17 protein-coding genes and 1 tRNA gene are annotated in these 24,812 nt (G+C 35.5%); 8 read left to right on the forward strand and 10 right to left on the reverse strand.

Annotated elements, in window-relative coordinates; translation table 11 throughout:
- Positions 1-2 precede the first annotated feature (2 nt).
- Both VI621_RS13730 and VI621_RS13735 read right to left on the reverse strand, forming a co-directional pair.
- On the reverse strand, positions 3-3,068 hold the full coding sequence (locus tag VI621_RS13730) for a TAT-variant-translocated molybdopterin oxidoreductase (RefSeq protein WP_324218976.1): 3,066 nt from the start codon (positions 3,066-3,068) through the stop codon (positions 3-5).
- Positions 3,069-3,162: 94 nt separating this feature from the next.
- A complete protein-coding gene (locus tag VI621_RS13735) occupies positions 3,163-4,440 on the reverse strand; it encodes a c-type cytochrome (RefSeq protein WP_324218977.1) in 1,278 nt (425 codons plus the stop codon).
- Between the two features lie 217 nt (positions 4,441-4,657).
- On the opposite strand from VI621_RS13735, the gene VI621_RS13740 reads away from it, so the two are divergent.
- Together VI621_RS13740 and VI621_RS13745 are read left to right on the forward strand one after the other, a co-directional pair.
- Positions 4,658-5,047, forward strand: a complete 390-nt coding sequence (locus tag VI621_RS13740) for an SPOR domain-containing protein (RefSeq protein WP_324218978.1) — start codon at positions 4,658-4,660, stop codon at positions 5,045-5,047.
- A 312-nt stretch (positions 5,048-5,359) separates the two neighbouring features.
- Positions 5,360-5,785 carry a hypothetical protein gene (locus VI621_RS13745; RefSeq protein WP_324218979.1) on the forward strand — a complete coding sequence of 142 codons (426 nt, stop codon included), beginning with the start codon at positions 5,360-5,362 and terminating at the stop codon, positions 5,783-5,785.
- A gap of 255 nt (positions 5,786-6,040) precedes the next feature.
- On the opposite strand, the gene infB is transcribed toward VI621_RS13745, so the two are convergent.
- The 3 genes from infB to rimP are packed head-to-tail and all read right to left on the reverse strand — an operon-like array spanning position 6,041 to position 10,719.
- Complete coding sequence (infB, locus tag VI621_RS13750; protein WP_324218980.1) at positions 6,041-8,944, reverse strand: translation initiation factor IF-2; 2,904 nt, start codon at positions 8,942-8,944, stop codon at positions 6,041-6,043.
- 52 nt (positions 8,945-8,996) lie between these two features.
- Positions 8,997-10,241 (reverse strand): transcription termination factor NusA, encoded by a 1,245-nt coding sequence (gene nusA, locus VI621_RS13755; protein ID WP_324218981.1) that lies wholly within the window; start codon positions 10,239-10,241, stop codon positions 8,997-8,999.
- Between the two features lie 13 nt (positions 10,242-10,254).
- Positions 10,255-10,719: a ribosome assembly cofactor RimP gene (rimP, locus tag VI621_RS13760; protein ID WP_324218982.1), complete on the reverse strand. Its 465-nt coding sequence runs from the start codon at positions 10,717-10,719 to the stop codon at positions 10,255-10,257.
- Between the two features lie 175 nt (positions 10,720-10,894).
- Between rimP and VI621_RS13765 the strand changes: the two genes are divergently transcribed.
- The gene (locus VI621_RS13765; RefSeq protein ID WP_324218983.1) at positions 10,895-11,719 is read left to right on the forward strand and encodes a universal stress protein; all 825 of its coding nucleotides are present in this window, start codon (positions 10,895-10,897) and stop codon (positions 11,717-11,719) included.
- A gap of 53 nt (positions 11,720-11,772) precedes the next feature.
- Here VI621_RS13765 and VI621_RS13770 read toward each other — a convergent pair.
- Positions 11,773-11,843: transfer RNA gene (locus tag VI621_RS13770), tRNA-Gln, on the reverse strand.
- A gap of 157 nt (positions 11,844-12,000) precedes the next feature.
- On the opposite strand from VI621_RS13770, the gene VI621_RS13775 reads away from it, so the two are divergent.
- Positions 12,001-15,312, forward strand: coding sequence for a protein O-mannosyl-transferase family (locus VI621_RS13775; RefSeq protein ID WP_324218984.1), 3,312 nt, complete (start codon positions 12,001-12,003; stop codon positions 15,310-15,312).
- Between the two features lie 64 nt (positions 15,313-15,376).
- On the forward strand, positions 15,377-16,027 hold the full coding sequence (locus VI621_RS13780; RefSeq protein WP_324218985.1) for a polysaccharide deacetylase family protein: 651 nt from the start codon (positions 15,377-15,379) through the stop codon (positions 16,025-16,027).
- 43 nt (positions 16,028-16,070) lie between these two features.
- On the opposite strand, the gene VI621_RS13785 is transcribed toward VI621_RS13780, so the two are convergent.
- From VI621_RS13785 to VI621_RS13795, 3 genes are all read right to left on the reverse strand, one after another.
- Entirely contained in the window at positions 16,071-16,370 is a 300-nt protein-coding gene (locus tag VI621_RS13785) for a thioredoxin family protein (RefSeq protein WP_324218986.1), read from the reverse strand.
- 70 nt (positions 16,371-16,440) lie between these two features.
- Positions 16,441-17,676 carry a metallophosphoesterase gene (locus VI621_RS13790; protein WP_324218987.1) on the reverse strand — a complete coding sequence of 412 codons (1,236 nt, stop codon included), beginning with the start codon at positions 17,674-17,676 and terminating at the stop codon, positions 16,441-16,443.
- A gap of 271 nt (positions 17,677-17,947) precedes the next feature.
- Complete coding sequence (locus VI621_RS13795) at positions 17,948-19,441, reverse strand: hypothetical protein (protein WP_324218988.1); 1,494 nt, start codon at positions 19,439-19,441, stop codon at positions 17,948-17,950.
- 236 nt (positions 19,442-19,677) lie between these two features.
- On the opposite strand from VI621_RS13795, the gene polA reads away from it, so the two are divergent.
- Complete coding sequence (polA, locus tag VI621_RS13800) at positions 19,678-22,518, forward strand: DNA polymerase I (RefSeq protein WP_324218989.1); 2,841 nt, start codon at positions 19,678-19,680, stop codon at positions 22,516-22,518.
- 13 nt (positions 22,519-22,531) lie between these two features.
- On the opposite strand, the gene VI621_RS13805 is transcribed toward polA, so the two are convergent.
- Positions 22,532-23,554 (reverse strand): LacI family DNA-binding transcriptional regulator, encoded by a 1,023-nt coding sequence (locus VI621_RS13805; RefSeq protein ID WP_324218990.1) that lies wholly within the window; start codon positions 23,552-23,554, stop codon positions 22,532-22,534.
- 309 nt (positions 23,555-23,863) lie between these two features.
- Between VI621_RS13805 and rplM the strand changes: the two genes are divergently transcribed.
- Positions 23,864-24,319, forward strand: a complete 456-nt coding sequence (rplM, locus tag VI621_RS13810; RefSeq protein WP_324218991.1) for a 50S ribosomal protein L13 — start codon at positions 23,864-23,866, stop codon at positions 24,317-24,319.
- Positions 24,319-24,705, forward strand: a complete 387-nt coding sequence (rpsI, locus tag VI621_RS13815) for a 30S ribosomal protein S9 (protein WP_324218992.1) — start codon at positions 24,319-24,321, stop codon at positions 24,703-24,705. The genes rplM and rpsI overlap by 1 nt, the downstream gene beginning before the upstream one ends.
- Positions 24,706-24,812 lie beyond the last annotated feature (107 nt).

The raw sequence follows: 24,812 nt of genomic DNA on the forward strand, positions 1-24,812 counted from the left end.
TACTAGGTATTTCTAACTTTTACGTGGTAAATCACATTTGGTTTTGTTCCAACATGCTCTAACAAGTGATACATTCTGTCATCTTCGCCTAATTTAGCGACATGACTTTGTTTATCATTTACATCTCCAAATACCATTGCTCCTGTAGAACAAGCATTTGAACAAGCAGTTTGGAATTCACCATCAACGATAGCTCTTCCCTCGCGTTTTGCTTTCAGGATAGTGGCTTGTGTCATTTGAATACACATAGAACATTTTTCCATAACCCCTCTTGAACGAACATTCACATCCGGATTCAATACCATACGACCTAAATCGTCATTCATATTGTAATCAAATTCGCTGTTTCCGTTATATAAGAACCAGTTAAAACGACGTACTTTATAAGGACAGTTGTTTGCACAATAACGAGTACCCACACATCTGTTGTATGCCATTTGGTTTTGACCCTGACGACCGTGTGATGTTGCAGCAACTGGGCAAACAGTCTCACAAGGAGCATGATTACAGTGCTGACACATTACAGGCTGGAAAGATACTTGTGGATTTTCCGCAGCAATTTCCATGTCTCCAAATCCACCTAAAGAACCTTTTTCACCAAACAATCCATCGAAATTTTCTTTCTTTTCGTTGTCTTGCGCAAAAGTATCTTCAGAAGAATAATATCTGTCAATACGCAACCAGTGCATATCACGACTTCTTCTTACTTCCATTTTTCCAACAACCGGCACGTTATTTTCCGCATGACAGGCAATAACACAGGCACCACAACCAGTACAAGCATTCAAATCGACTGAAAGATTAAAATGATGTCCTACTGAACGATCAAATGAATCCCATAAATCTACTGATGTTGCTTCCACTTCTTTGTGATCTAAAGATACCATAGGAACAACATTCCATTCTTTAGCATCTTTGGTATTGAATATTTCTAAAGTCGTTTCTTTGATAATATCCCCTCTACCCATTAACGTTTTTTGTCCTTGAACACACGCAAATTCGTGTTCTCCAGAAGCTTTTGTTAATTTTGCAGATTGAACATCATTGAAACCTTTATATAATGAGTAAGCATTTAAACCTACTTGCATTTCTTCTTTTAAAGCCGCTTTTTTACCATAACCCAAAGCCAAACCTAAAGTTCCTTTAGCTTGTCCCGGTTGAACTATAACTGGTACATTGTCTAATTTCACTCCATCAACAGTAAGCGTTGCATAGCTACCGTTAAGACCTCCATTAGCAACAATTTCATTTGACAGTCCTAACTTAATAGCATCTGATTTTGAAACTGTAACATAATTATCCCATGAAACTCTCGTGATTGGATCCGGAAACTCTTGCAACCAAGGATTGTTTGCTTGTTGTCCATCACCCAAACCAGTTTTTGTATATAAAACCAATTCAAATCCTTCTGCAGCTTTTGATTGTGCCAAAGCATTTGCAGCAGCACTATAATTAGCACCAGCAGCAGAAACTCCTGAAGCTATTGCAGAAACAAAAACACCATCATGTAAAATTTTATTCCAAGATGATCCTGAAGTAATACTTGATGCGTTTGCTTTTAAATAATCGTAAAAAGGAACTGTATTTCCATTCCAAGATAATAATGCTTCTTGAAATTGTTTTGTATTGAATAATGGACGAATCGTTGGTTGAGTCAAAGCGTAAGATCCTTTTGTGATACTTACATCTCCCCAAGATTCGAGATAATGAGGGACTGCCGCTGCAATTGTTGCAACAGAAGCAGTTTCATCTTCTTTTAATGAGAAAGCAACAGAAGTTTGTACTTTTTTCAACCCTTCAACAAATTCTTTGCTGTTTGGTAAAGTATAAACCGGATTAACACCACTCATGATTAAAGTATGAACGCTTCCTGCATTCATATCCTTAATTAACTGAGCCACTTTTTCGTTAGATCCTTTTCTGATTTGTCTTGTTCCAGTTGTTATGAAAGCTTCACTAGCCAAGGCTTGATTGATTGCTAAAACCAACACCTGAGCATTTTTGTCCTGAATTCCAGAAACCAATACTCCTTTGTTTCCAGCCGCTTTTAATTGTTGGGCTGCTTTTGTAACTACTGCATCAAATTCTTTGTCCAGATTACTGGCAACAGCTGAATTTGTAATTACATTGTATATTTTAACTAAAGCTTGTTTTTGATTTGCAGTTGACATCGGAATACGCTTATCAGCAGCAGCTCCGGACAATGTCATATTCGCTTCCATTTGGAAATGACGAGACATTTTTCCGTTTTTCGGGATTCTGCCTTGCGCATAACCTGAATCATAGCTTCCACCTTGCCAATCTCCTAAGAAATCTGCTCCGACAGAAACGATTAAAGATGCTTTTGAAAAATCATAATCAACCAATGCTCTTTCTCCGTAAACGGTTTCGAATGCATCTAAAGCTTCTGAAGAAGAAACCGCATCATAAACCACGTGTTTTGCACCTGGATTTACTGCAATGAATTCCCCAATTAATTTTTCAGTTGACGGACTTGCTAATGTACTAGTCAACAATACAACCTGACCGCCTTTTGCTTTCGCATCAGCCAAACTTGCTTTTACTTTTGTATCAACATCTGCCCAAGTTGCATTTTTACGGGCAATTTTTGGCTCTTTCAAACGCATACTGTCATACAAAGATAAAATCGATGCGTGAACTCTCGCATTTGCAGCAAATTTTGCTCCGGCAATAGTATTATTATCAATCTTGATTGGACGGCCTTCACGTGTTTTCACTAAAAGGTTCGCAAAATCAAAACCATCAAAAACAGATGTTGCATAATAATCCGCAACTCCTGGAATTATTTGTTCTGGTTGTAAAATATAAGGTATTGACTTATGCACAGGACCTTCACAAGCTGCAAGCGATGCTGCTGCAGTAGAAAATCCAACGTACTTCAAGAAATCACGACGGGTTGTTGATGAAGAGGATAAAGATGCTTTATCTCCCAAAAATTCATCTGTAGGAATTTCTTCAACAAATTCGTTATTTCTAAGCGCCTCAACAATAGAACTATTTTCGTTTAGTTCTTCAACACTTTTCCAGTATTTTTTGTTTGATGACATGTATATAAATATTAGCTTCTTAAATTATTTTTGTTTAATCGGTAATTTGGTTATTTGTTAATTCGGTCAGATAACCGAATGACAAATCCACAAATTAGTAGTGGCACTTACCGCATTCTAAACCTCCCATTTGCGCTGCAGTCAATTTGTCTACACCATATTTTTTGGAAAGCTCTTCGTGAATTTTAGTATAGTATTCATTTCCTTCCATTTTAACGTCGGTTTTTCTATGGCAATCGATACACCATCCCATTGTTAAAGGAGCAAATTGTTTTTGAATTTCATATCCTTGAACCGGACCGTGACAAGTTTGACATTCAACACCAGCAACAGTTACGTGTTGAGAGTGATTGAAATAAACGAAATCTGGTAAATTATGAATACGAACCCACTTAACCGGCTGTGTTTTACCAGTATATTTTTGACCTACTTTATCCCAACCTACGGCTGCATATAATTTATCAATCTCACCATCATAAAAAGGTTTTGAATGATCGGCCGTAGCAGTAGTATCCGCCACTTCAGAAATGCTTTTATGACAGTTCATACAAACATTCATTGAAGGAATACCTGCATTTTTGCTTACACGAGCAGCAGAGTGACAATATTTACAATCTACACCATTGCTTCCTGCGTGAATTCTGTGTGAGAAATGAATTGGTTGAATTGGCTCATAATTTTGATCCACACCAACCTGCATAAAGAATCCATAAACAAAATAACCACTCGCAAGCAATAAAAATATTGATGTTACCAACACTAAAAATTGATTTCTTGCGAAAGCTTTCCAGATTGGAGTTGTTGGCTCTTTTTTAGCTACTTCAATACCGTTTGCTTTAGCAACTTTACCAAGAACGCTATTTACTAAAAACAACATCACCACCAACATTAACATCACCACCGCTAAGGCAGCAAGGATTACATTGTTGGAAATTCCAGAATCTGCTTTAGTTCCCGGAGGTCCGGCAGTACCGGCAGTAGCAACAGGAGCTTCAGCTTTTACTTCAGAAGTATAAGCAATAATATTGTCAATATCCCCTTCAGACAATTGAGGAAAAGCAGACATTACTAACTTATTGTTTTCTTCAAAAACTTTTACAGCTTGCGCATCTCCTGATTTAATTAATTCAGAACTGTTACGAACCCATTTGTAAATCCAAGCCATGTCGTACTTAGCAGCCACCCCTCTTAGAGCAGGCCCTGTTGCTTTTCCATCTAGCTTATGACAAGCCGCACATTGAGCATTGAATAGTTCTTTACCCTTTACAGGATCTCCTGTTTGAGCAAATGAAGATAAGGAGAAAGTCAGCAGTACTGCCAGACTAAAAAATAAATTCCTTGAAATCGAATTATGGTTACCCACCTTTTTCATATAGTATAATGATTATCGACTAAAAATTGGTATGGTTTTTTCTATAAACATATACAGCAAAACCGATACTTTCTTTAAAACTTGGACAAAAATACGATTTAAGAACTATTCTCAAAACCTTAAAATAGTCTTAAATATCAATTTATATCAATTCTAAATAAAAATGTCGTTTTGCTTAATTCATTAATAAGTACATTTGTATAAAAATCACCGCTTTATGAGAATTTTAACATTCAAAACCCTTTTTTTCTGCTCTGCAATTTTATGTCTTTCAGGCTCAAATTTATATGCCCAGGCTAGAAATGTAACGGTTAATCAAGACCCGAAATTTGAACAATTATTAAACGAAAAAAGAAAAATAAACTCTTCCATCACTGTAAATGAGCGGTATAAAATCCAAATTTATAATGGCGATAGCGAGACTTCCAAAAAAACCTTAATGGAGTTTAAACGCGAGTTTAAAAACTATGACGGGACCATCGTTTTTTATACTCCGGCTTATAAAGTATGGGTGGGGAATTTTAAGACCAGAATTGATGCGGAAAGGAATTTAGCCGAATTAAAGCAACGGTATCCAAATGCTTTATTAATTAAGCCGAATAAGTAGACCGATACTACATATTAAGTGATTATGAGATTCGATATTAAATTACTTTTCCAATAATCCGTAAGCATGTGTTTTAATCCTATAAAAACAAAAGCAACACATTTACGAGTTGCTTTTTGTTTTTTACTTATAGTACTTGAGCTTTTGTGTGGGCGCCGATTGCAAATCCGAACTATCGTTCCGAGGACATATACGCGCCATCTGAGATTTTTTTAGACGAGAAAGTTAAAATCTATTAGTTTTATTATTTTAAAAATCTTAATTAGAATAACAAGAAAACCAAGAAATGCTTTTAACGGACACAATCAAAATATGAATGATAAAATATACCTAATAATTTTGATTATTCTAACTATTTCCTGTCAAAAAAAGGAAATAGTTAGAAATTCAAAAGAAGATATAGAAAATGCAGAAGCTCTAACTAAAGAATTTTATGAAGATTTGTCAAAACAAGATGCTTTAAAAATTTATAGCTACTTAGATAAGACCATAAGTAAATCTGAATTTTATGATTTATTAAAAATTAATAGTTTAGCCTCAGGTTTGTTAAATAAAGTGGATATTAATAAAATTGAAACTTCCAATGAAAAACTTAATGATGAAAATATGAACATTGAGTATAAAATTGAAGTAACTGCATATTATGATAAAGGGAAAAATATAGAAACGATTGGTTTTATTAAAAATAAATCAGACAAGTTTTTTTTATTTTCATATCACTTTAAGTCAACAAATTAATTTTTATAGTTATTTATCTTTTAAAATGAGATTCTATTAAAATTTGATTTAATATAATATCCCTTTTTAGTTTGAGTAAATATATATTAGTATCTGACCCCGATTGTTCGAATTTGCAATCCGTGCCCACTCCGTAACTTTATAACAAATCTAAAAAATAACTTATAAATCACTCCACAATCCAACTTGATTCCATAAAGAAATAAAAAAATCCCGACGAATCGGGATTTTTTATTTTAAATATATTTCTTGAAACTATTTAAGTTTCTTTTTTACTGCAACTTCATGATACGCTTCAATAACATCTCTTTCTTCAACATCGTTATATCCTTTTATTTGAATACCACAATCGTATCCTTTAGAAACATCTTTCACGTCGTCTTTGAAACGTTTCAGCGCCAGCAATTCGCCTGTAAACACTACAACACCTTCACGGATCACTCTAATTTTAGAAGCTCTGGCAATTTTTCCGTCCATAACCATACATCCTGCAATAGTTCCCACTTTCGAGATTTTGAAAATCTCTCTTACTTCTGCAGTTCCGGTAATTTCTTCTTTCATCACTGGCGCTAACATTCCTTCCATCGCATCTTTCAAATCATCGATAGCAGCGTAGATAATAGAATAATAACGGATATCGATTTCTTCTTTATCAGCCAATTGTCTTGCATTTCCTGCAGGACGAACATTAAATCCGATAATGATTGCATCTGAAGCAGAAGCCAACATTACGTCAGTTTCAGTAATCGCTCCAACCCCTTTATGGATGATATTAATTTGAATTTCTTCAGTAGATAATTTAGAGAACGAATCAGATAAGGCTTCAACAGAACCATCCACATCCCCTTTAAGGATAATGTTCAATTCTTTAAACTGACCTAATGCAATACGACGTCCAATTTCATCCAACGTAATATGACGTTGTACACGAACAGATTGTTCACGCATCAACTGTGTACGTTTGGCAGCAATTGCTTTTGCTTCCTTCTCGTCTTCAAAAACATTGAATTTGTCACCGGCTGTAGCCGATCCGTCAAGTCCAAGAACTGACACTGGTGTCGATGGTCCGGCTTCTTTAACAATGTTTCCTCTTTCGTCATGCATGGCTTTAATCTTACCGTGATTTTTCCCGGCAAGCATATAATCACCCACTTTCAAAGTTCCGTTTTGTACTAAAATAGTAGAAACATACCCTTTTCCTTTATCAAGGAAGGCTTCAACAACCGTTCCTGATGCAGGCTTATTTGGATTCGCTTTCAAGTCAAGGACTTCAGCTTCCAATAATACTTTTTCTAACAATTCTTTTACGCCAGTACCTGTTTTTGCAGAGATATCATGCGATTGGAATTTACCACCCCAATCTTCAACCAATAAATTCATTCCTGCCAATTTTTCCTTGATTTTCTCAGGGTTGGCATTCGGTTTATCCACTTTATTGATGGCGAAAATAATCGGCACATTCGCTGCTTGCGCATGACTGATGGCCTCTTTGGTTTGCGGCATGATGTCATCATCAGCAGCAATCACGATAATCGCGATATCGGTAACCTGAGCACCACGCGCACGCATCGCTGTAAACGCTTCGTGACCCGGTGTATCTAAGAATGCGATTTTTTGACCATTATCAAGAGTTACTCCGTAAGCTCCAATATGTTGTGTAATTCCACCTGACTCACCTGCAATAACATTTTCTTTACGGATATAATCCAGCAAAGATGTTTTACCGTGATCGACGTGACCCATTACAGTTACGATCGGCGCTCTGAAAACAAGATCTTCCGGTCTGTCTTCATCCTGTTGAATGGAATCTTCCAATTCAGTAGTGATAAATTCAACTTCATAACCAAATTCATCAGCAACAATCGTTAAGGTTTCTGCGTCCAAACGTTGGTTCATGGTAACCATGATTCCTAAAGACATACAGGTTCCGATAACTTTCGTAATCGGCACATCCATCATTATGGCAATCTCACCAACAGTAACAAACTCGGTTACCTTAATGGTTTTACTGCCTTCTTCGATAGATCTTTGTTCATCATCAGATTTCTGACGGTGTGTATCTCTTTTGTCTCTTCTGTATTTTGCCGCTTTAGATTTTCCACCTTTTCCTTGCAGTTTCTCTAAAGTTTCACGGATTTGATTTTTAACTTCTTCTTCGGTTGGCTCCACTTTGGCAACAATAGCAGGTCTGTTTCCTTTTACGAAACCAGGTCTTGCACTTCTGTTGGCATTGAAACCACCACCAACATTTGGTGTAATTTTATTTGGATTACTTGCTCCAGGTACGCCAGGCGTTGCAGTTCCTCCAGGTCTTGGAGTTCCAGGTTTTGGAGCAATTCTTTTTCTTTTGTTTTTATTAGCATTACTAGCCGCTGAACCAGCTGCTCCAGGAGCTCCGGGTTTATTTGGCGTAATTTTAGGTTCTTCTTTTTTCTTTTTCGGTTTATTGAATTGAGATAAATCAATCACTTGACCTGTTAAAGTAGCCCCTGATAATTTTTGATATTGTGTAGTAAAAGCTTCGTCAACCGGAGCTTCCGCAGGAGTTACAGCCTCTATTGGTTTGGCTGGAGCTTCTTTTACTACTTTAATTTCGGCAACAGGTTTTGCTTCCTTTTTTTCAAAAGACACTTTTTCTTTCGGAGTTTCTTTTTCTTTAGGCGTTTCCTTTTCTTTAGGAACTTCTATTTCTTTCAGAGCTTCTTTTTGAACTGGCTTGACAACTTCTGGCTTAACTTCCGTTTTCACTTCCGCTTTCGCAGGAGCTGCAACCGGAGCTGGCGCAGGTTTTTTAGGATTAAGATCAATCGTTCCAACTTGTTTTGGAGCCGTTACTACCGCTCTCGCTTTGATAACTTCTTGTTGTCTTTGACGTTCTTCATCTTGCTTACGTTTGTCTTCGATTTCTTTTTCTCTCTCAACACGCAATGCTTCTTTCTCTTTTCTTTTTTCTTCACCAACTTCTTTCGAAGCTTCTTTATTCCCCTTGTCGCCCGCAAATTGGCTTTGAAGGATATTAAATTCCTGATCAGAAATTTTTGCGTTTGGATTTGCTTCAATAGCAATTCCTTTATCTTTAAGATAATCCACAGCTCTTTCTAACGAAATATTTAATTCCCTTAAAACCTTGTTTATTCTTATTACTCTCTCTTCAGACATAAAACCTTTTTATTATTACCTTTTTTGTTGTTGTGTTGTTAGAAGAAATTAATTAAGCATTAAATTCTTCCTTCAATATGCGCATTACATCCAGAATTGTTTCCTCTTCCAGATCCGTTCTTCTTACCAAGTCATTTACATCTTGTTTCAAGATACTTCTTGCAGTATCCAAACCGATTTTTGCAAATTCTTCGATTACCCAAGCCTCGATTTCATCTGAAAACTCTGTTAATTCAACATCATCTTCTTCTTCGGCTACATTTCCTTCTCTAATAACATCCAATTCATAACCGGTCAATTGACCTGCTAATTTGATGTTATGTCCACCTCTACCGATGGCTTTAGAAACCTCTTCTAATTTCAAGAATACTTCGGCTCTTTTGGTTTCTTCATTAATTTTGATTGAAGATACTTTTGCAGGGCTTAACGCTCTTGTAATATATAACTGTATATTAGTTGTGTAATTAATTACATCGATATTTTCGTTTCCTAATTCACGAACAATTCCGTGAATACGAGAACCTTTCATACCAACGCAAGCTCCAACCGGGTCAATCCTGTCGTCATAAGAATCTACAGCTACTTTTGCTTTTTCGCCTGGGATTCTCACTACATTTTTTACCATAATCAGACCGTCAAAAACTTCAGGAATTTCTTGTTCAAATAATTTTTCCAAGAACTTTTCAGAAGTTCTGGACATAATGATTTGAGGTTTGTTTCCTTTTAATTCAACGCTTTCAATGATGCCGCGAACATTATCTCCTTTACGGAAGAAATCCGAAGGAATTTGCTTCTCTTTTGGTAAAATAATTTCGTTTCCTTCATCATCTACCAAAATTACAACTCTTGGACGAACATGATGCACTTCGGCGGTATAAATTTCGCCAATTAAATCTTTAAATTGTTTGTAAAGATTTGTATTGTCATGCTCATGGATTTTAGAGATTAAATTTTGACGCAAGGCCAAAATAGCTCTTCTTCCAAGATCGATTAACTTTACTTCTTCAGAAACTTCTTCTCCGATTTCGAAATCGGGCTCGATTTTTCTTGCTTCGGTTAATGTAATTTCTTCATTTTCTAAATCCAAATCATCATCGGCAACGATAACTCTTCTTCTCCAGATTTCCATATCGCCTTTATCAGGATTGATGATAATATCGAAATTATCATCTGAACCAAATTTCTTTTTCAATGCATTTCTAAACACATCTTCCAAAATCGCCATAAGCGTTACACGATCAATAAGTTTATCGTCTTTAAACTCTGAAAATGAATCGATTAATGCTAAATTTTCCATGCCAACTTTTTAATTAAAATGTTATTGTAACAATTGCTTCTTTTATATCTGCATACGGAATTTCCTGTCTTTTTTGAACAGTTTCTTTCCCTTTTCCAATCTTTTTGGGCTCTCTTGCTTCCCATTCTAAAACAATAAAATCATCATTAGCGTCTACTAATGCTGCCTCAATGGTTTCAGTTGCGGTTTTAACCCGTAAATTTCTACCTACGTTTTTCTTGTATTGTCTTATATGTTTTAATGGCTCAGAAACTCCTGCCGAAGCTACTTCAAGAGAAAAATCCTGTTCTTCTCTATCTAAATTCTGATCAATTGCTCGACTAATATCTATACAATCCTGCAGAACCACGCCGTTATCACCATCTAAAGTTACAATAACTTTAAAATTATCGGTAATTGTCAGATCAATTAAAAAAACCGATGGCTTCTCTTTTAATCCTTCAATTAGTAAATTATTAACTTTTTCTTTGAATGTCATATCTTTATAAAAAGAGGGGACAAATGTCCCCTCATTATCTAACTTTTAATAAATAACGATGCAAATATAGTGTTTTTTTTATAAATGAAAAATCATTGTGTAATGTTAAAATATTTATTACCTTTATTTTATAAACCAAAACTTATATTTATATAATTTTCTCACACTCCAAATTATGAAAAGAATTCTTGTACCTACCGACTTTTCGAAGCATGCTGAATATGCTTTAAGAGTAGCTGCACAAATTGCCAGAAAAAATAATAGCGAAATTTTCTTACTTCACATGCTTGAATTGCCTACCCAAGGAAGCGATGCTTTGTCTAGCGGGGCCGACATTCCTCAAATCATGTTTTTTAAAGACCGGGCGATAAACAAGCTTGACGAATTAATGAATATTGATTTCCTGGAAGGGATAGCCGTATCAGAAATCATCCAGTTTGAAAAAGCTTTTGAAGGGATTTTAGAAGTAAGCAAAAAAAATGAAGTAGACCTAATTGTTATGGGTTCTCATGGCGCTTCCGGATTTGAAGAAATGTTCATCGGTTCAAATACTGAGAAAGTAGTCAGAACTTCGGATGTACCCGTTTTAGTAATCAAAAACGAAACAGGCGAATTCAAAGCAGACAATCTTGTTTTTGCTTCCGATTTTTCAGAAGAAATCAAAAAACCATTTAAAAAACTAGTAGAATTAGCAACTATATTTAATTCGCATTTGAATTTAGTAATGATTAACACACCAAACAGTTTTAAATCTACCGCTATTGCTGAAAATATAATGCATGATTTCATAAAAGAATTTGATTATACAAATTATTCCATGCATATTTACAATGATGTCAACGTAGAAAAAGGCATTCTGAATTATGCCAGCAGCGTTAATGCTGATTTAATTGGAATGTGCACACACGGAAGAACTGGTTTCTCACACTTTTTCAACGGAAGTATCAGCGAAGATTTAGTAAACCATGCCGTTAGACCTGTAATCACTTTTAAGATATAACACACTCATTTATAAGCATAAAAAAACTCCTCAATTTCTTGAGGAGTTTTTTGTTGGTCCACAAGGACTCGAACCTTGAACGACTGCACCAAAAACAGTTGTGTTACCATTACACCATGGACCAATTCCATTGCTGTTAAGCGAGTGCAAATTTAAAATAAAATTTAGCTTTCACAAATTTTTTAGCAAAAAAAATTAAAAATATTTTTTTTGTATTTCTTTAACCAAAAAAACATTTTCTTTGTAACACAAATAAAAAAAGCAAAATTCATACTATAAATATGACAAACTTCAATTTCAATAAGTGGAATACAATTTTAGGCTGGCTTACCTTTGCAATAGCATTAATGACCTACACACTTACCGTTGAACCAACTATGAGCTTCTGGGATTGCGGAGAGTACATTGCAACTGCGGCAAAACTCGAAGTCGGGCATCCGCCTGGAGCACCTTTATACCAAATGATGGGCGCTTTCTTTGCCATGTTTGCTTCTGATGAAAAGAATATCGCTTTGATGGTAAACATGATGTCGGTTTTTTCGAGTGCATTTACCATTCTGTTATTATTTTGGTCTTCAACCATTTTATTGAAAAAATTGATTTTACAATCTTTGGCCCCAAGTCCAAAAGACGAGCAGGTTAAGGAAATCAGCAAAAACAATGGCATTGTCATTTTAGGAAGTGCTTTTGTTGGCGCTTTAGCCTTGACTTTCTCAGATAGTTTTTGGTATAATGCCGTTGAAGCCGAAGTATACGCCATGGCTACTTTATTAATAGCCTTATTGTTTTGGCTAGGACTGCACTGGGAACGGGATATGCATAATCCGAGAGGAAACAGATGGTTGCTAATAATTTGTCTTGTCATTGGACTTTCTTTTGGTGTTCACTTTATGGCCTTACTTACTATTCCGGCTATTGGTTTCTTATATTATTTTAAACATTACAAAAAAATAACTGTCAAAAATTTTATAATAGCTAATGCAGTTGTTGTTGCCGTTTTATTATTCATCTTCAAATTACTATTGCCTTTAACGATGGCTTTCTTTGCTAATGCAGAGATTTTCATGGTAAACCAATTGGGAATGCCCTTTAATTCGGGAACCATTTTTGTCGCATTACTTTTTATTGCTTTCTTTTATTTTGGTTTAAATTACACCAAAAAGAAAGGTCTTGCTCAATACAATACTTTAATTCTTTGCATATTATTCATCCTTATTGGATTTTCCACCTGGATGATGCTGCCTATCCGCGCTAATGCAAATACGGTAATCAACGAAAACAAACCTTCGGATGCCCGTGAAGTTCTTGCCTATTACAATCGTGAACAATATGGTGTAAACCCGTTGTTTTATGGCCCCCAATATTCGGATACTTTTGCAGGATTGGACAAAGACAACCCGTATTTAGACAAGGCGCCAAACTACGAAAGAGATTATAAAACCGGAAAATATGTCATCGTAAACAATTACAAAAACGCTGAGCAGAATAGTGATGACAATCACAAAGCCATTTTGCCTAGAATGTGGAGCACCGATCACGTAGAAAATTACATGAATTTTACACATGTTCTTGAATTTAAAATAAATCCGAATTATCCTTATGAAAATGAATTAGGAAAATACGGCGTTGATGTTAATCAATTAGGTGAAGAAGAATTAGCAAAAGCAGTTGCTCAATTGCGAAATGAAGTAGAGAAAACAGTTTCGGAATTCAGAAATGCTTATGCCGCAAAACAAATCGATACCGAAGGCTACGTATCTTTTCTCAGAAGCTATGGCGAATATCTTATCATAGAAAAACCAAGCACTGTGGACAATCTTGGATTTATGTTTGAATACCAATTCGGATACATGTATTGGAGGTATTTGATGTGGAATTTCACCGGAAGACAAAGCGACATCCAAGGGAAATATGACAGCCTTAACGGGAATTGGTTAAGCGGAATTACCTTTATTGATGAAATGCGTCTGGGTTCACAAGCAGATTTACCTTCGGATGTATTAAATAACAAAGGACGCAATCTATACTACTTCTTACCCTTTCTTTTAGGAGTTATCGGATTATTATATCATGCCAATAAGGACCAAAAAAGTTTTTATGTGTTGCTCGTCTTATTTTTATTTACCGGTTTAGCCTTAAAAATATACCTCAACGAAAGACCTTTTGAACCACGTGAAAGAGATTATGCCTTGGTAGGATCCTTTTATGTATTTGCTATTTGGATAGGATTTGGTGTCTATGCTATTTATGATTTTATAAAAGATTATCTGCAACCAAAAATTGCCGGTCCAATCGTGATTGCAGTCACTTTATTAGCCGCTCCGGTATTAATGGCTTCACAAAACTGGGATGATCACGACCGTTCCGATAAATATACTGCCATCGCAATGGCTAAAAATTATTTGAATTCCTGCGAACCAAATGCTATTTTATTTACCATTGGCGACAATGACACCTTCCCGCTTTGGTACGCACAAGAAATCGAAAACGTAAGAACTGATATCAAAATAGTAAACACGAGTCTTTTCATGACCGATTGGTATATTGACCAAATGAAAATGAAAACTTACGAATCCGATGGTTTGCCGATTTCATTTACTCACGATCAATATGTAGGAGACAAATTGGATTACGTCGTCTACAATCAGATAACTGAAAACCGTTGGGACATCAAAGATCTTATGAGTTTTATAAAAAGTAATGATCCGCAAACCGTTGTAGAAATGCAGAATGGTCAGAAAATTCATTTTTATCCAACCGATAAAATCAGAATTCCTGTGGATAAAAACGTGATTATCAAAAACAAAGTGGTTAGCCCAAAATACTATGATTCTATTGTTCCATACATAGACGTTGATATTAAAGGAAAAGCACTGTATAAAAACAGGGTTATGATGCTGGACATCGTTGCCAACAACAACTGGGAAAGACCAATTTATTTTACTGGAGGAAGCTTTGGTGATGATGATTATTTATGGATGAAAGATTATCTGCAATTAGACGGTTTGGTTTATAAATTAGTGCCGGTAAAAACCGCAATAAACAAGGAAAAAAGCCAACTTGATATGGGACAGATTGATTCCGACAAAATGTATGACATTGTCATGAAATGGGATTGGGGCAATGGCGAAAGCCCAAACATTTATCACGATCCTGAAACCAGAAAAAACAGTATTTCCTATAGAACCAATATGGCTCGTTTGATGGAACAATTAATCAATGAAGGCAAAAAGGATAAGGCAAAAAATATTATTGATTTGGCAATGACAAAAATGCCGTTGGAATTTTATGACTATTATACTATGGTTGAACCTTTTGCCGGAGGTTATTATGCGATTGGAGAAAAGGAAAAAGCACGGAAAATCCTGGACCAATTAATGACTAAATACAAAGAAAACCTTAAGTTTTACAGTAATATGAAATCTTCTGAACAAAGTGCCATTGGCATCGATATTGTTACTGATATTGAACGTTACAGAAGCTTGCTGCAAGTAATGAAAGACAGAGGCGACATAGAATTTTATAACAAAAACAGACCTGTTTTCAATACCTACAATAAATTGTTTGAACGTTTCGGACGCGACAAAGAGTAACGATTAATTTCAAAATTATAGAAAGCCTGCCAACCGGCGGGCTTTTTTTAAACCAATATAGCTTATGTCTTTCTATTGGATAAAAACGAATGCTGTAATCAAAAAAATCTTTTCAAAATATGTCTGGCATATTCCGAATAAAGAAAAGATTGTTTACCTGACTTTTGATGACGGGCCAACTCCGGAAATTACCGAGTGGACTTTATCTCAATTGCAAAAATATGAAGCCAAAGCCACCTTTTTCTGCATTGGAAATAACATCGAAAAACATCCAGGCATTTTTGCGAAAATTATCCAAGAAGGACATTCCCTAGGAAACCATACTTTTAATCATTTAAACGGATGGAAAACGGCAACTAAAGCCTATTTAAAGAATGCTAATTTGTGTGAAGAACAAATTCGAAAACATTCAATCAAAAATAGTCACCCAAAACTGTTCCGCCCGCCTTATGGCAGAATAAAACCTTCGCAAACCAAAGCATTGCGAAAAATGGGATATAAAATTATTATGTGGGATGTATTGAGTGCCGATTTTGACACGGAAGTATCTCCGGAACAATGTCTGGAAAATGTTTTAAAAAATGTTGAATCCGGGAGTATTATCGTTTTTCATGATAGTGTAAAAGCCTTTCAGAATTTGGAATTTACTTTACCGAAAACTTTAGAATTTCTACAAGAGAATAAATACAAGTGTTTACCGATTCATATTGAATAGCTGGTTTTCTAATTCTACAAAAAGAAATCAACCATGCAATCTATTATTGAATCTGTTCCTGAACCAAATTGATAATAGTATTTGCATCAAGTTCCCCGGACTGTCTCCAAATCATCTGACCAGCTTTATAAATCATCAATGTAGGAAGCCCTTTGATACGTAAAGCATCGGCTAATTCCTGGTTTTTGTCCACATCGATTTTAATGACTTTTGCTTTGTCGCCAAGAGCCGCAGCAACATCTCTAATTACAGGATGCATGGAAACTGAAGGTTCGTTCCATTCTGTGTAAAAATCAATTAACACAGGCGTTTGCGCATTTATAAGTTCTCCAAATTTTGACATAAAAACAAAAATTAAATTATTTTAGACTACTGAATAGAGATTGTTATACAAATATAACGTTTTTAACAGATTATGTTACGTTTTTACCTTTTTTTAGTTCAATGACCGTTATTTCCGGCATAATACCTACTCTTCCCGGATAGGCATGAAAACCAAAACCTCTGTTCACGTAAACGTACCTTCCCATATTTTCGTATAATCCAGCCCATTGTTTGTATACATATTGCGCTAAACTCCACTTAATATAACCCGGAATTTCTATTCCAAATTGCATGCCATGGGTATGACCTGACAAGGTTAAATGAAAATGTTTCTCATGGTTTTTTACTTCATATTCCCAATGCGACGGGTCGTGACTCATCAATATTTTAAAATCTTCTTTAGCTAAATCGGCTGAAGCCAAATTAATATCACCTGCTTTCCTGAAATTATTTCCCCAATTCTCTACTCCAACTAAGGCAATTTTATCGGTTCCTTTTTTGATAAGCGTATTTTCATTCAATAACAATTTGAAATCAATTTGACCGTGTAAGTCTTTTATGGCTTGAAAATTATCTTCCTTCTCTCTTTCAGAAGGCCAGGTTACATATTCACCATAATCGTGATTCCCAAGCACAGAAAATTTCCCAAACTCATGTTTCTGAATTCTGTTGAAAGTATCAATCCAAGGGTGCATCTCTCTGGCATCAGTATTTACGATATCACCGGTAAACAAAATCATATCCGAATTTTGCTCATTAATTAAATCTATGGCATAATTTATTTTATCCGGATTATCAAAACTACCGCTGTGAATATCAGATATGTGTGTAATCTTAAAACCATCGAAAGCATCCGGCAAATCGGCATAGAAAATACGCTGCTTGATTACTTTGTAATTGTACTTTCCTATAGTTACTCCATATATTAAGGACAAAAACGGGACTGCCGCTAATCCTAACCCTACCTGACTAATGAATTTTCGCCTTGAAGCCAGAAAATCTGTGGTATTGTCATAATAGGCAAAATAATTTACGGAACCTGCCCCAATTCGGAAAATATCTTCGCCAAGCAGTACCAAGGCCAAAATCATTTTTGGAACATATACTAAAAGCATTAAACCCGTAGTGAGCATCGTTTGCCTGGTTTGTCCGACAGTACGATCGAATTGCATGAAAGAATATACAATGAATACTAAAACCAATAAACTAATAACTTGATAAGCAACCAACATCCATTTTGGCTTTACCAGAGTCCTTAATGCCTGAAAAGCATAAATTTCAACAATAAGTAGAATAAGACACAGCACTAGTATGCGAAAAACCATCGTAATAAATTTTTTATACAAAATAACAAATTAATGGAGTGAAACGGTTTTCTATTAGTTAAAATTTAACGCTTTTAAAATATTGTTATGGGTTGTTTTTGAATCTTCACCAACACAATAGTTATATAATTAACGAAACAATAAATAGGCAGTACATAAAATTGAATATTGAAGAGCTTAAAATTACATCTGCAAAAAGAAGAGTTTGACTTTAAATAAAAAGTCAAGCCCGTGCAATTTTAAAATTAAGTCTTTTATAATGCGTTTATTTTTATTTGACAGACATATTATAAGAACGGAAAGTAAATGTTTTATTGGAACCATTTAATCGCTGCGCATACAATTCTATATATTCTCCAGTAGAAAGAGTAACGGTTCCTGTAATAGGGAAACTTTGCACACTAGTTGTATTAGAATCAATGAAAGTTTCTGAGGATGTTATAAAAGTGGGAGTTCCGGTTGAACTAAATTTTATGAAATAAAACAAAACATCAGTAGAACCAGATCCTCCTTCGAAAGAAACGGTAGCTGTGGCTGTAAAAGTTCTCGGTTTTTTGCCTAAATAGACCAAACGATTACTTGTGGAACCATTCATTCTGAACAAATTCGTAGAGATTGTCGTTCCCGGAATTTTATAGGCCGAACCAGTATCTGTAAGTTGAACTGTTGGTGACGATAATGTTCTATTCAAATATAAATTACCGGTTGCATAACTATCTCCCTCATTTGGAATTCCTGTTGAACGCACCGCCCAACTATCATTAAAATTATATCCTGTATAACTGCCAGTTGTATATTTTTTTATAAAAAATCCTGTAGTGGGAACACCAGTAAATACAACGGTTTCAATTACTGCATCACCGGTAATAGTTGGATTAGAGGATACATCAACCCCAATTTTAGCGCCATTAACCTCACTAAATCCTCCGATTTTTCCAACCAGCCCAAAAGTACCTTGTAAGGTTTCATATGTTCCCGAATTATCGCCGAACCAACCTGCATTAGAGATTAATAATTTGTTGATATCTTTATAAACAATTCCTGTTGCATTGTTCGCATACTGAACGATACTTATAAATACCAACCAAACATTTTCAATTTTCCCTACACTAGCGGAATTGCCGACAATACAATCCCTAATAATTAAACTTTCTAATCCTGTTCCCAGAATATTAAAAACATTACCTCCTAATGCGGCTAAAGTTAACACTCTGATAGAACCTCCCGTGGATCCCGTAAAAAGATCACCCGTGGCTTTAATCAATTTATCATCTCCGGAATCTAGACCAACAACATAAGCATTGTTCAGTTCTATTGGTAAATCAACCATAACAGTTCCATTAATCTCGTACAAAGTAGTCGCGTCCAAAAGATATTTTGTATTACCGCCCGCCGTTTTTTCAGCTGCTAAAACAGTTGCTAAAACATCGGTTGATTTAATACGTTTAAATTTCAATCGGCCAGTAGAATCACTTAACACTTTCATCCATAAAGAAACGGAGGAATCATAATAATAAAAGGCTTTTATATCTGTATCATAAACCATTAACCCGTTAGCAGGAGTTGTAATAGCCATTTTTTGGACAGTAGTCATTCGTGGGGTTAACATTCCCTTGGCAGTGGAAGAAACCTCTAATATAGAACTCACATCCGGGCTAACAGTTCCAATCCCTATTTGAGCTTGAAGCATTATTGACACAAGAAATGTCCCAATTGAAAACAAGAGCGTTTTCAATCTCATTTTTGAAACGTATAGATTTTTCATAATATTATATGGTAAAAGTGGGGACTACAAAAATACGGAATTTTCAACACAAAAAGTATTCCGTTGTATATTTCACAATAAAATACCGTTTTTTTTAAATAATATTTAACACCTCTGTAAGATTTAACACATGGTAAGGCAATCTTATCCAAAATGCCAAATTGATATTCAAAAAGAAAACATTCTAAGCAAGACCTGATTTTTTATATATTTGAAAATTCTAACAAGATACACTCATGTCACAACAAAAACGCCTGTTCCTTCTCGATGCCTATGCTTTAATCTTTCGTGGTTATTACGCTTTTATAAAAAACCCGCGAATCAACTCTAAAGGAATGGATACTTCGGCGATTATGGGATTCATGAATTCCTTGATGGATGTTATAAAACGCGAGAAACCCGACCATTTAGCCGTAGCTTTCGACAATGGCGGAAGTCAGTTGAGAAACGAAATATATCCCGAATACAAAGCCCACCGTGACGCCACTCCGGAAGCCATAAAAATTGCCTTGCCTTATATTCAGGAATTATTAAAAGCGATGCATATTCCAATCATAGAAGTCAAAGGTTATGAAGCCGATGATTTAATTGGAACCATTGCCAAGCAAGCAGAAAAACAGAATTACAAAGTCTTTATGGTTACACCTGATAAGGATTTTGCGCAATTGGTATCCGAAAACATCTTCATGTACAAACCGGCTCGAATGGGAAATGGCATAGAAATTTGGGGAATCCCTGAAGTTTTAGCAAAATTCGAAATCGAAAGACCGGATCAAGTCATTGATTTCCTTGGAATGATGGGCGACGCAGCCGATAATATTCCGGGACTTCCTGGCGTAGGAGAAGTAACTGCCAAGAAATTACTGAAAGAATTCGGAACCATGGAAAACCTTTTAGCCAACACCGATAAGCTGAAAGGAAAAATGAAAGAGAACATTGAAGCCAATAAAGAAAAAGGATTATTATCCAAAACACTAGCCACCATCCTACTCGATTGTCCTGTTGTTTTTGACGAAACGGATTATGAATTATCCTCTCCGGATGTCGAAAAAACCGATGCGCTTTTCAATGAATTGGAATTTAGAAGAATGGCGGAACAATTTGATGCCATATTCAAAAAAGACGGAACTGCAACAGCAAACAATCCGGTTTCTGATGCTAAATTATATAAAAAACCACAACCGAAAAGTGACGAACAATTCGATCTGTTTGGAAGTGCAACTACAGAAGAAAATTCAGAAGAAAGACATCATCAGTATTATAATACCTTAGAAAATACCGAACATTATTATCAAATCGTTCAAGGAGATTTGGGCTTAAAATTGCTGTTGCAAAATTTACAAAAACAACCTTCCGTATGTTTTGACACGGAAACTACCGGTTTAGATGCGCTCCATGCTGAATTAGTCGGAATTTCTTTTTCTTACGAGAAAGGAAAAGGTTTTTATGTTGCGTTTCCTGAAAATCAGGAAGAAGCCAAAACACTAATCGAAAAATTCATTCCTTTTTTCGAAAATGAAACCATCGAGAAAATCGGGCAGAATTTAAAATACGATTTAAAAATTCTTTCGAATTACGGCATTACCGTAAAAGGAAAATTATTCGACACCATGATTGCGCATTATCTGATTAATCCGGATATGCGTCATAATATGGATATTTTATCAGAAACCTATTTGAAATATTCGCCCAAATCCATCGAAACTTTAATAGGAAAAAAAGGAAAGAATCAAAAATCGATGCGCGATGTCGAATTAGAAGATATTAAGGAATATGCTGTTGAAGATGCCGATGTAACGTTGCAGTTAAAAGAAATTTTTACTTTAGAATTAGACAAAACCGGAACCAAAAAACTTTTTGAAGACATAGAAATTCCATTGGTCAAAGTCTTGGCCGATATGGAAAAAGAAGGCATCCGACTGGATGTTGATTTTCTAAAATCTTTGTCAAATGAATTGAGTAACGATATAAAAAATCTGGAAGCAACCATTTATGAAATTGCCGGAGAAAAATTCAATTTAGCCTCACCAAAACAATTGGGCGATGTTTTATTTGATAAATTGAAAATTGGCGGTATCAAACAAAAGAAAACCAAAACCGGTCAATATGCCACTGGTGAAGAAGTTTTGAGTTATTTAGTCAACGAACACCCTATTGTAAAAGACATTCTCGATTGGCGCCAATTGGTAAAATTACAGAATACCTATGTGGAAGCCTTACCAAACCAGGTAGATAAAATCACGCATCGTGTCCACACCGATTATATGCAAACTGTTGCGGCGACCGGTCGTTTGAGTTCCAATAATCCGAACTTACAGAATATTCCGATTCGTACCGAAAGAGGACGTCAAATCAGAAAAGCATTTATTGCTCGGGATGAAAATTATTCTATAGTTTCTGCCGATTATTCCCAAATAGAACTAAGAATTATTGCCGCATTGAGTGGCGAAGAAAACATGATTAAATCGTTCCTTAATGGAGAAGACATTCACAAATCCACGGCTTCAAAAGTATTTAATGTACCGTTAGAAGAAGTTACGCGTGAACAAAGAAGCCATGCCAAAACGGTGAACTTCGGAATCATTTATGGCGTTTCTGCGTTTGGGTTGAGCAATCAAACCTCACTTTCCCGTTCCGAAAGCGCCGCATTGATTGATGCTTACTATCAAACCTATCCAAGACTGAAAACCTATATTAACGAACAGATACAAAACGCGAGAGAAAACGGATACGTGCAAACCATATTAGGAAGACGTCGTTACCTGAAAGATATCAATTCGCAAAATGCAGTGGTTCGCGGTGGCGCCGAAAGAAATGCGGTAAATGCTCCAATACAAGGAAGTGCAGCCGATATCATCAAAATCGCGATGATTAACATTCATAATAAATTAACTTCCGGAAACTGGAAAAGCAAAATGTTATTGCAGGTTCATGATGAGCTTGTCTTTGATGTTCATAATTCGGAATTAGAAAAAATAAAACCAATGATTAAATACGAAATGGAGCATGCCTTTAAGCTTGATGTTCCGTTGGAAGTTGATTTAGGAGCGGGTAAAGATTGGCTGGAAGCGCATTAGAATTTACAACAAATCACAGCTTTCTGGTCGATTCTCTCTGTCGCAACTCCGTTTTCACAACTGTAGTACTACAAGTGTATTCCTCCTCTTTGCTTTCTAATTGTTGAATCAGCATTTTTGCAGTCGCTTCGCCAATTTCCGGACCATGCTGACTTACTGTAGACAAACTTGGTGTTAGTCTTCGAGACCAAACGCCATCGGCAAAACCGATGACAGATAATTCTTCCGGTATTTTATAACCCTGTTTCAATCCCATTTTGATGGCCGAAACAGAAGTATGCTCATCTAGTGCGAAAATTCCATCAACTTTATTTTTTTCAAATAATTGCTGCACCTGCCTGTCAAAATCATCAGCAGAATCAGCAAGAATAATTAGATTTTCATTTATCGCTATTGCATTTTTTTCCAAGGCTGCTAAATAACCCTGTACCCTCAATTTTCCTAAATTCAAATTACCAATAGAGGAAAATAAAGCAATGTTTTTGCAACCTAAATTTATTAAATGTTGCGTTGCATTAAAAGCAGAATCAAAATCATCTACAATCACTTTATCACATTGTACTTCATCTGCAATTCTGTCAAACATTACAATAGGTGTTCCGCCGTTAACTATTTCGTTAAAATGATCAAACTTTTTCAGTTTTTGAGCTTCCTCCGAAACAGACAAGATAAATCCATCAATGGTACCGTTGCTTAACATTTCCAAAGCATGAATTTCTTTGTCTAACGATTCGTTCGAAATACACATAATAACATTATATCCTTTCTCGTCCGCAATCTTTTCGATCCCGCTAAAAACCTTGGCAAAAAAAGAATTCAAAATATTAGGAATAATAACGCCGATAGTCTTGGTTTTCCTGTTTTTAAGATTTACACCTATAATATTCGGTTTGTAATTTTTAAGTTTTGCATATTCTTTAACCTTAATTTTTGTCTGCTCACTAATTTCAGGACTATCATTTAGCGCCTTAGAAACTGTAGAAACAGAAACATTAAGTTCTTTTGCAATTTGTTTTAATGTAGCCTTAGATTTCATAATAAATGTCAATTGAACGCTAAAAATAAGAAAAAATGAACATATAATTTTCTTTAGAAGCAAAAGGTTTGCGAATTTTTAGACATCATTTTCCTGCTGTCCGCTACAATCTCGCAAAAAAGCGAGGATTTCCACTTCCATCAGGGCTAGGGAATGAATCATTTTAATATCTACTGAATTAATTTCCAGAAATATAAAACGAATAAACCGGCTTTAAAATAATCTTATTCAGCTATTTGTATTTAAAATAATTAATTGTACTTTTGCAACCCCTTTATTGGGGATGGAATGTTTAATTAAAATAATATTATGGACGCATTAAGCTACAAGACACAATCAGCCAGCAAAGCCACTGTTACAAAAGAGTGGATTGTTGTAGACGCTGACGGTCATAACTTAGGTCGTCTTGCTTCAAAAGTCGCTATGATTTTGAGAGGTAAGTACAAGCCAAGTTACACACCACACGTGGACTGCGGAGATAACGTAATCGTTATCAACTCAGAAAAAATCAACCTTACAGGTAACAAAATGGATGAAAAAACATACATCCGTCACACTGGTTACCCTGGAGGACAAAGAACTTTAACTGCTAAAGTATTACAGGCAAAAAACCCTGCATTATTAGTAGAAAAAGCGGTAAAAGGAATGTTACCTAAGAACAAATTAGGGGCTGAACTTTTCAGAAATTTAAATGTTGTTGTAGGTACTGAGCACAAACAAGGCGCTCAAAAACCTAAAACAGTTAACCTTAACGATCTTAAGTAATGGGAGTTATTCACAAAATCGGTAGAAGAAAAACCGCTGTTGCACGTGTTTATGTTTCGGAAGGAACAGGAGTTATCGTGGTAAACAAAAAACCTTTCGCAACTTATTTCCCAACAGCTACTTTACAGTACAAAGTTTTACAAGCAATGTCTTTAACAGACAATGTTACAAACTATGACGTAAAAGTAAATGTTTACGGAGGTGGTTCTACAGGACAAGCAGAAGCTGTGAGAATGGCTATTGCCAGAGTTATGTGTGAAGTTGGTGAAGGAAACAGAGCTATACTTAAACCAGAAGGTTTATTAACAAGAGATCCAAGAATGGTTGAACGTAAGAAATTCGGTCAGAAGAAAGCTCGTAAGAGATTCCAATTCTCTAAACGTTAATATTGCCTGTCTTGTTCAATGGAGCAAGACTCAATTATTGAATTTAAAAACAATGTTGTTGTTGCCTACTGAGGTAGGAATTAGTTTAGCATCTAAATGTATTCAGC

The organism is Flavobacterium sp., from assembly GCF_035292545.1.
Lineage (GTDB): Bacteria > Bacteroidota > Bacteroidia > Flavobacteriales > Flavobacteriaceae > Flavobacterium.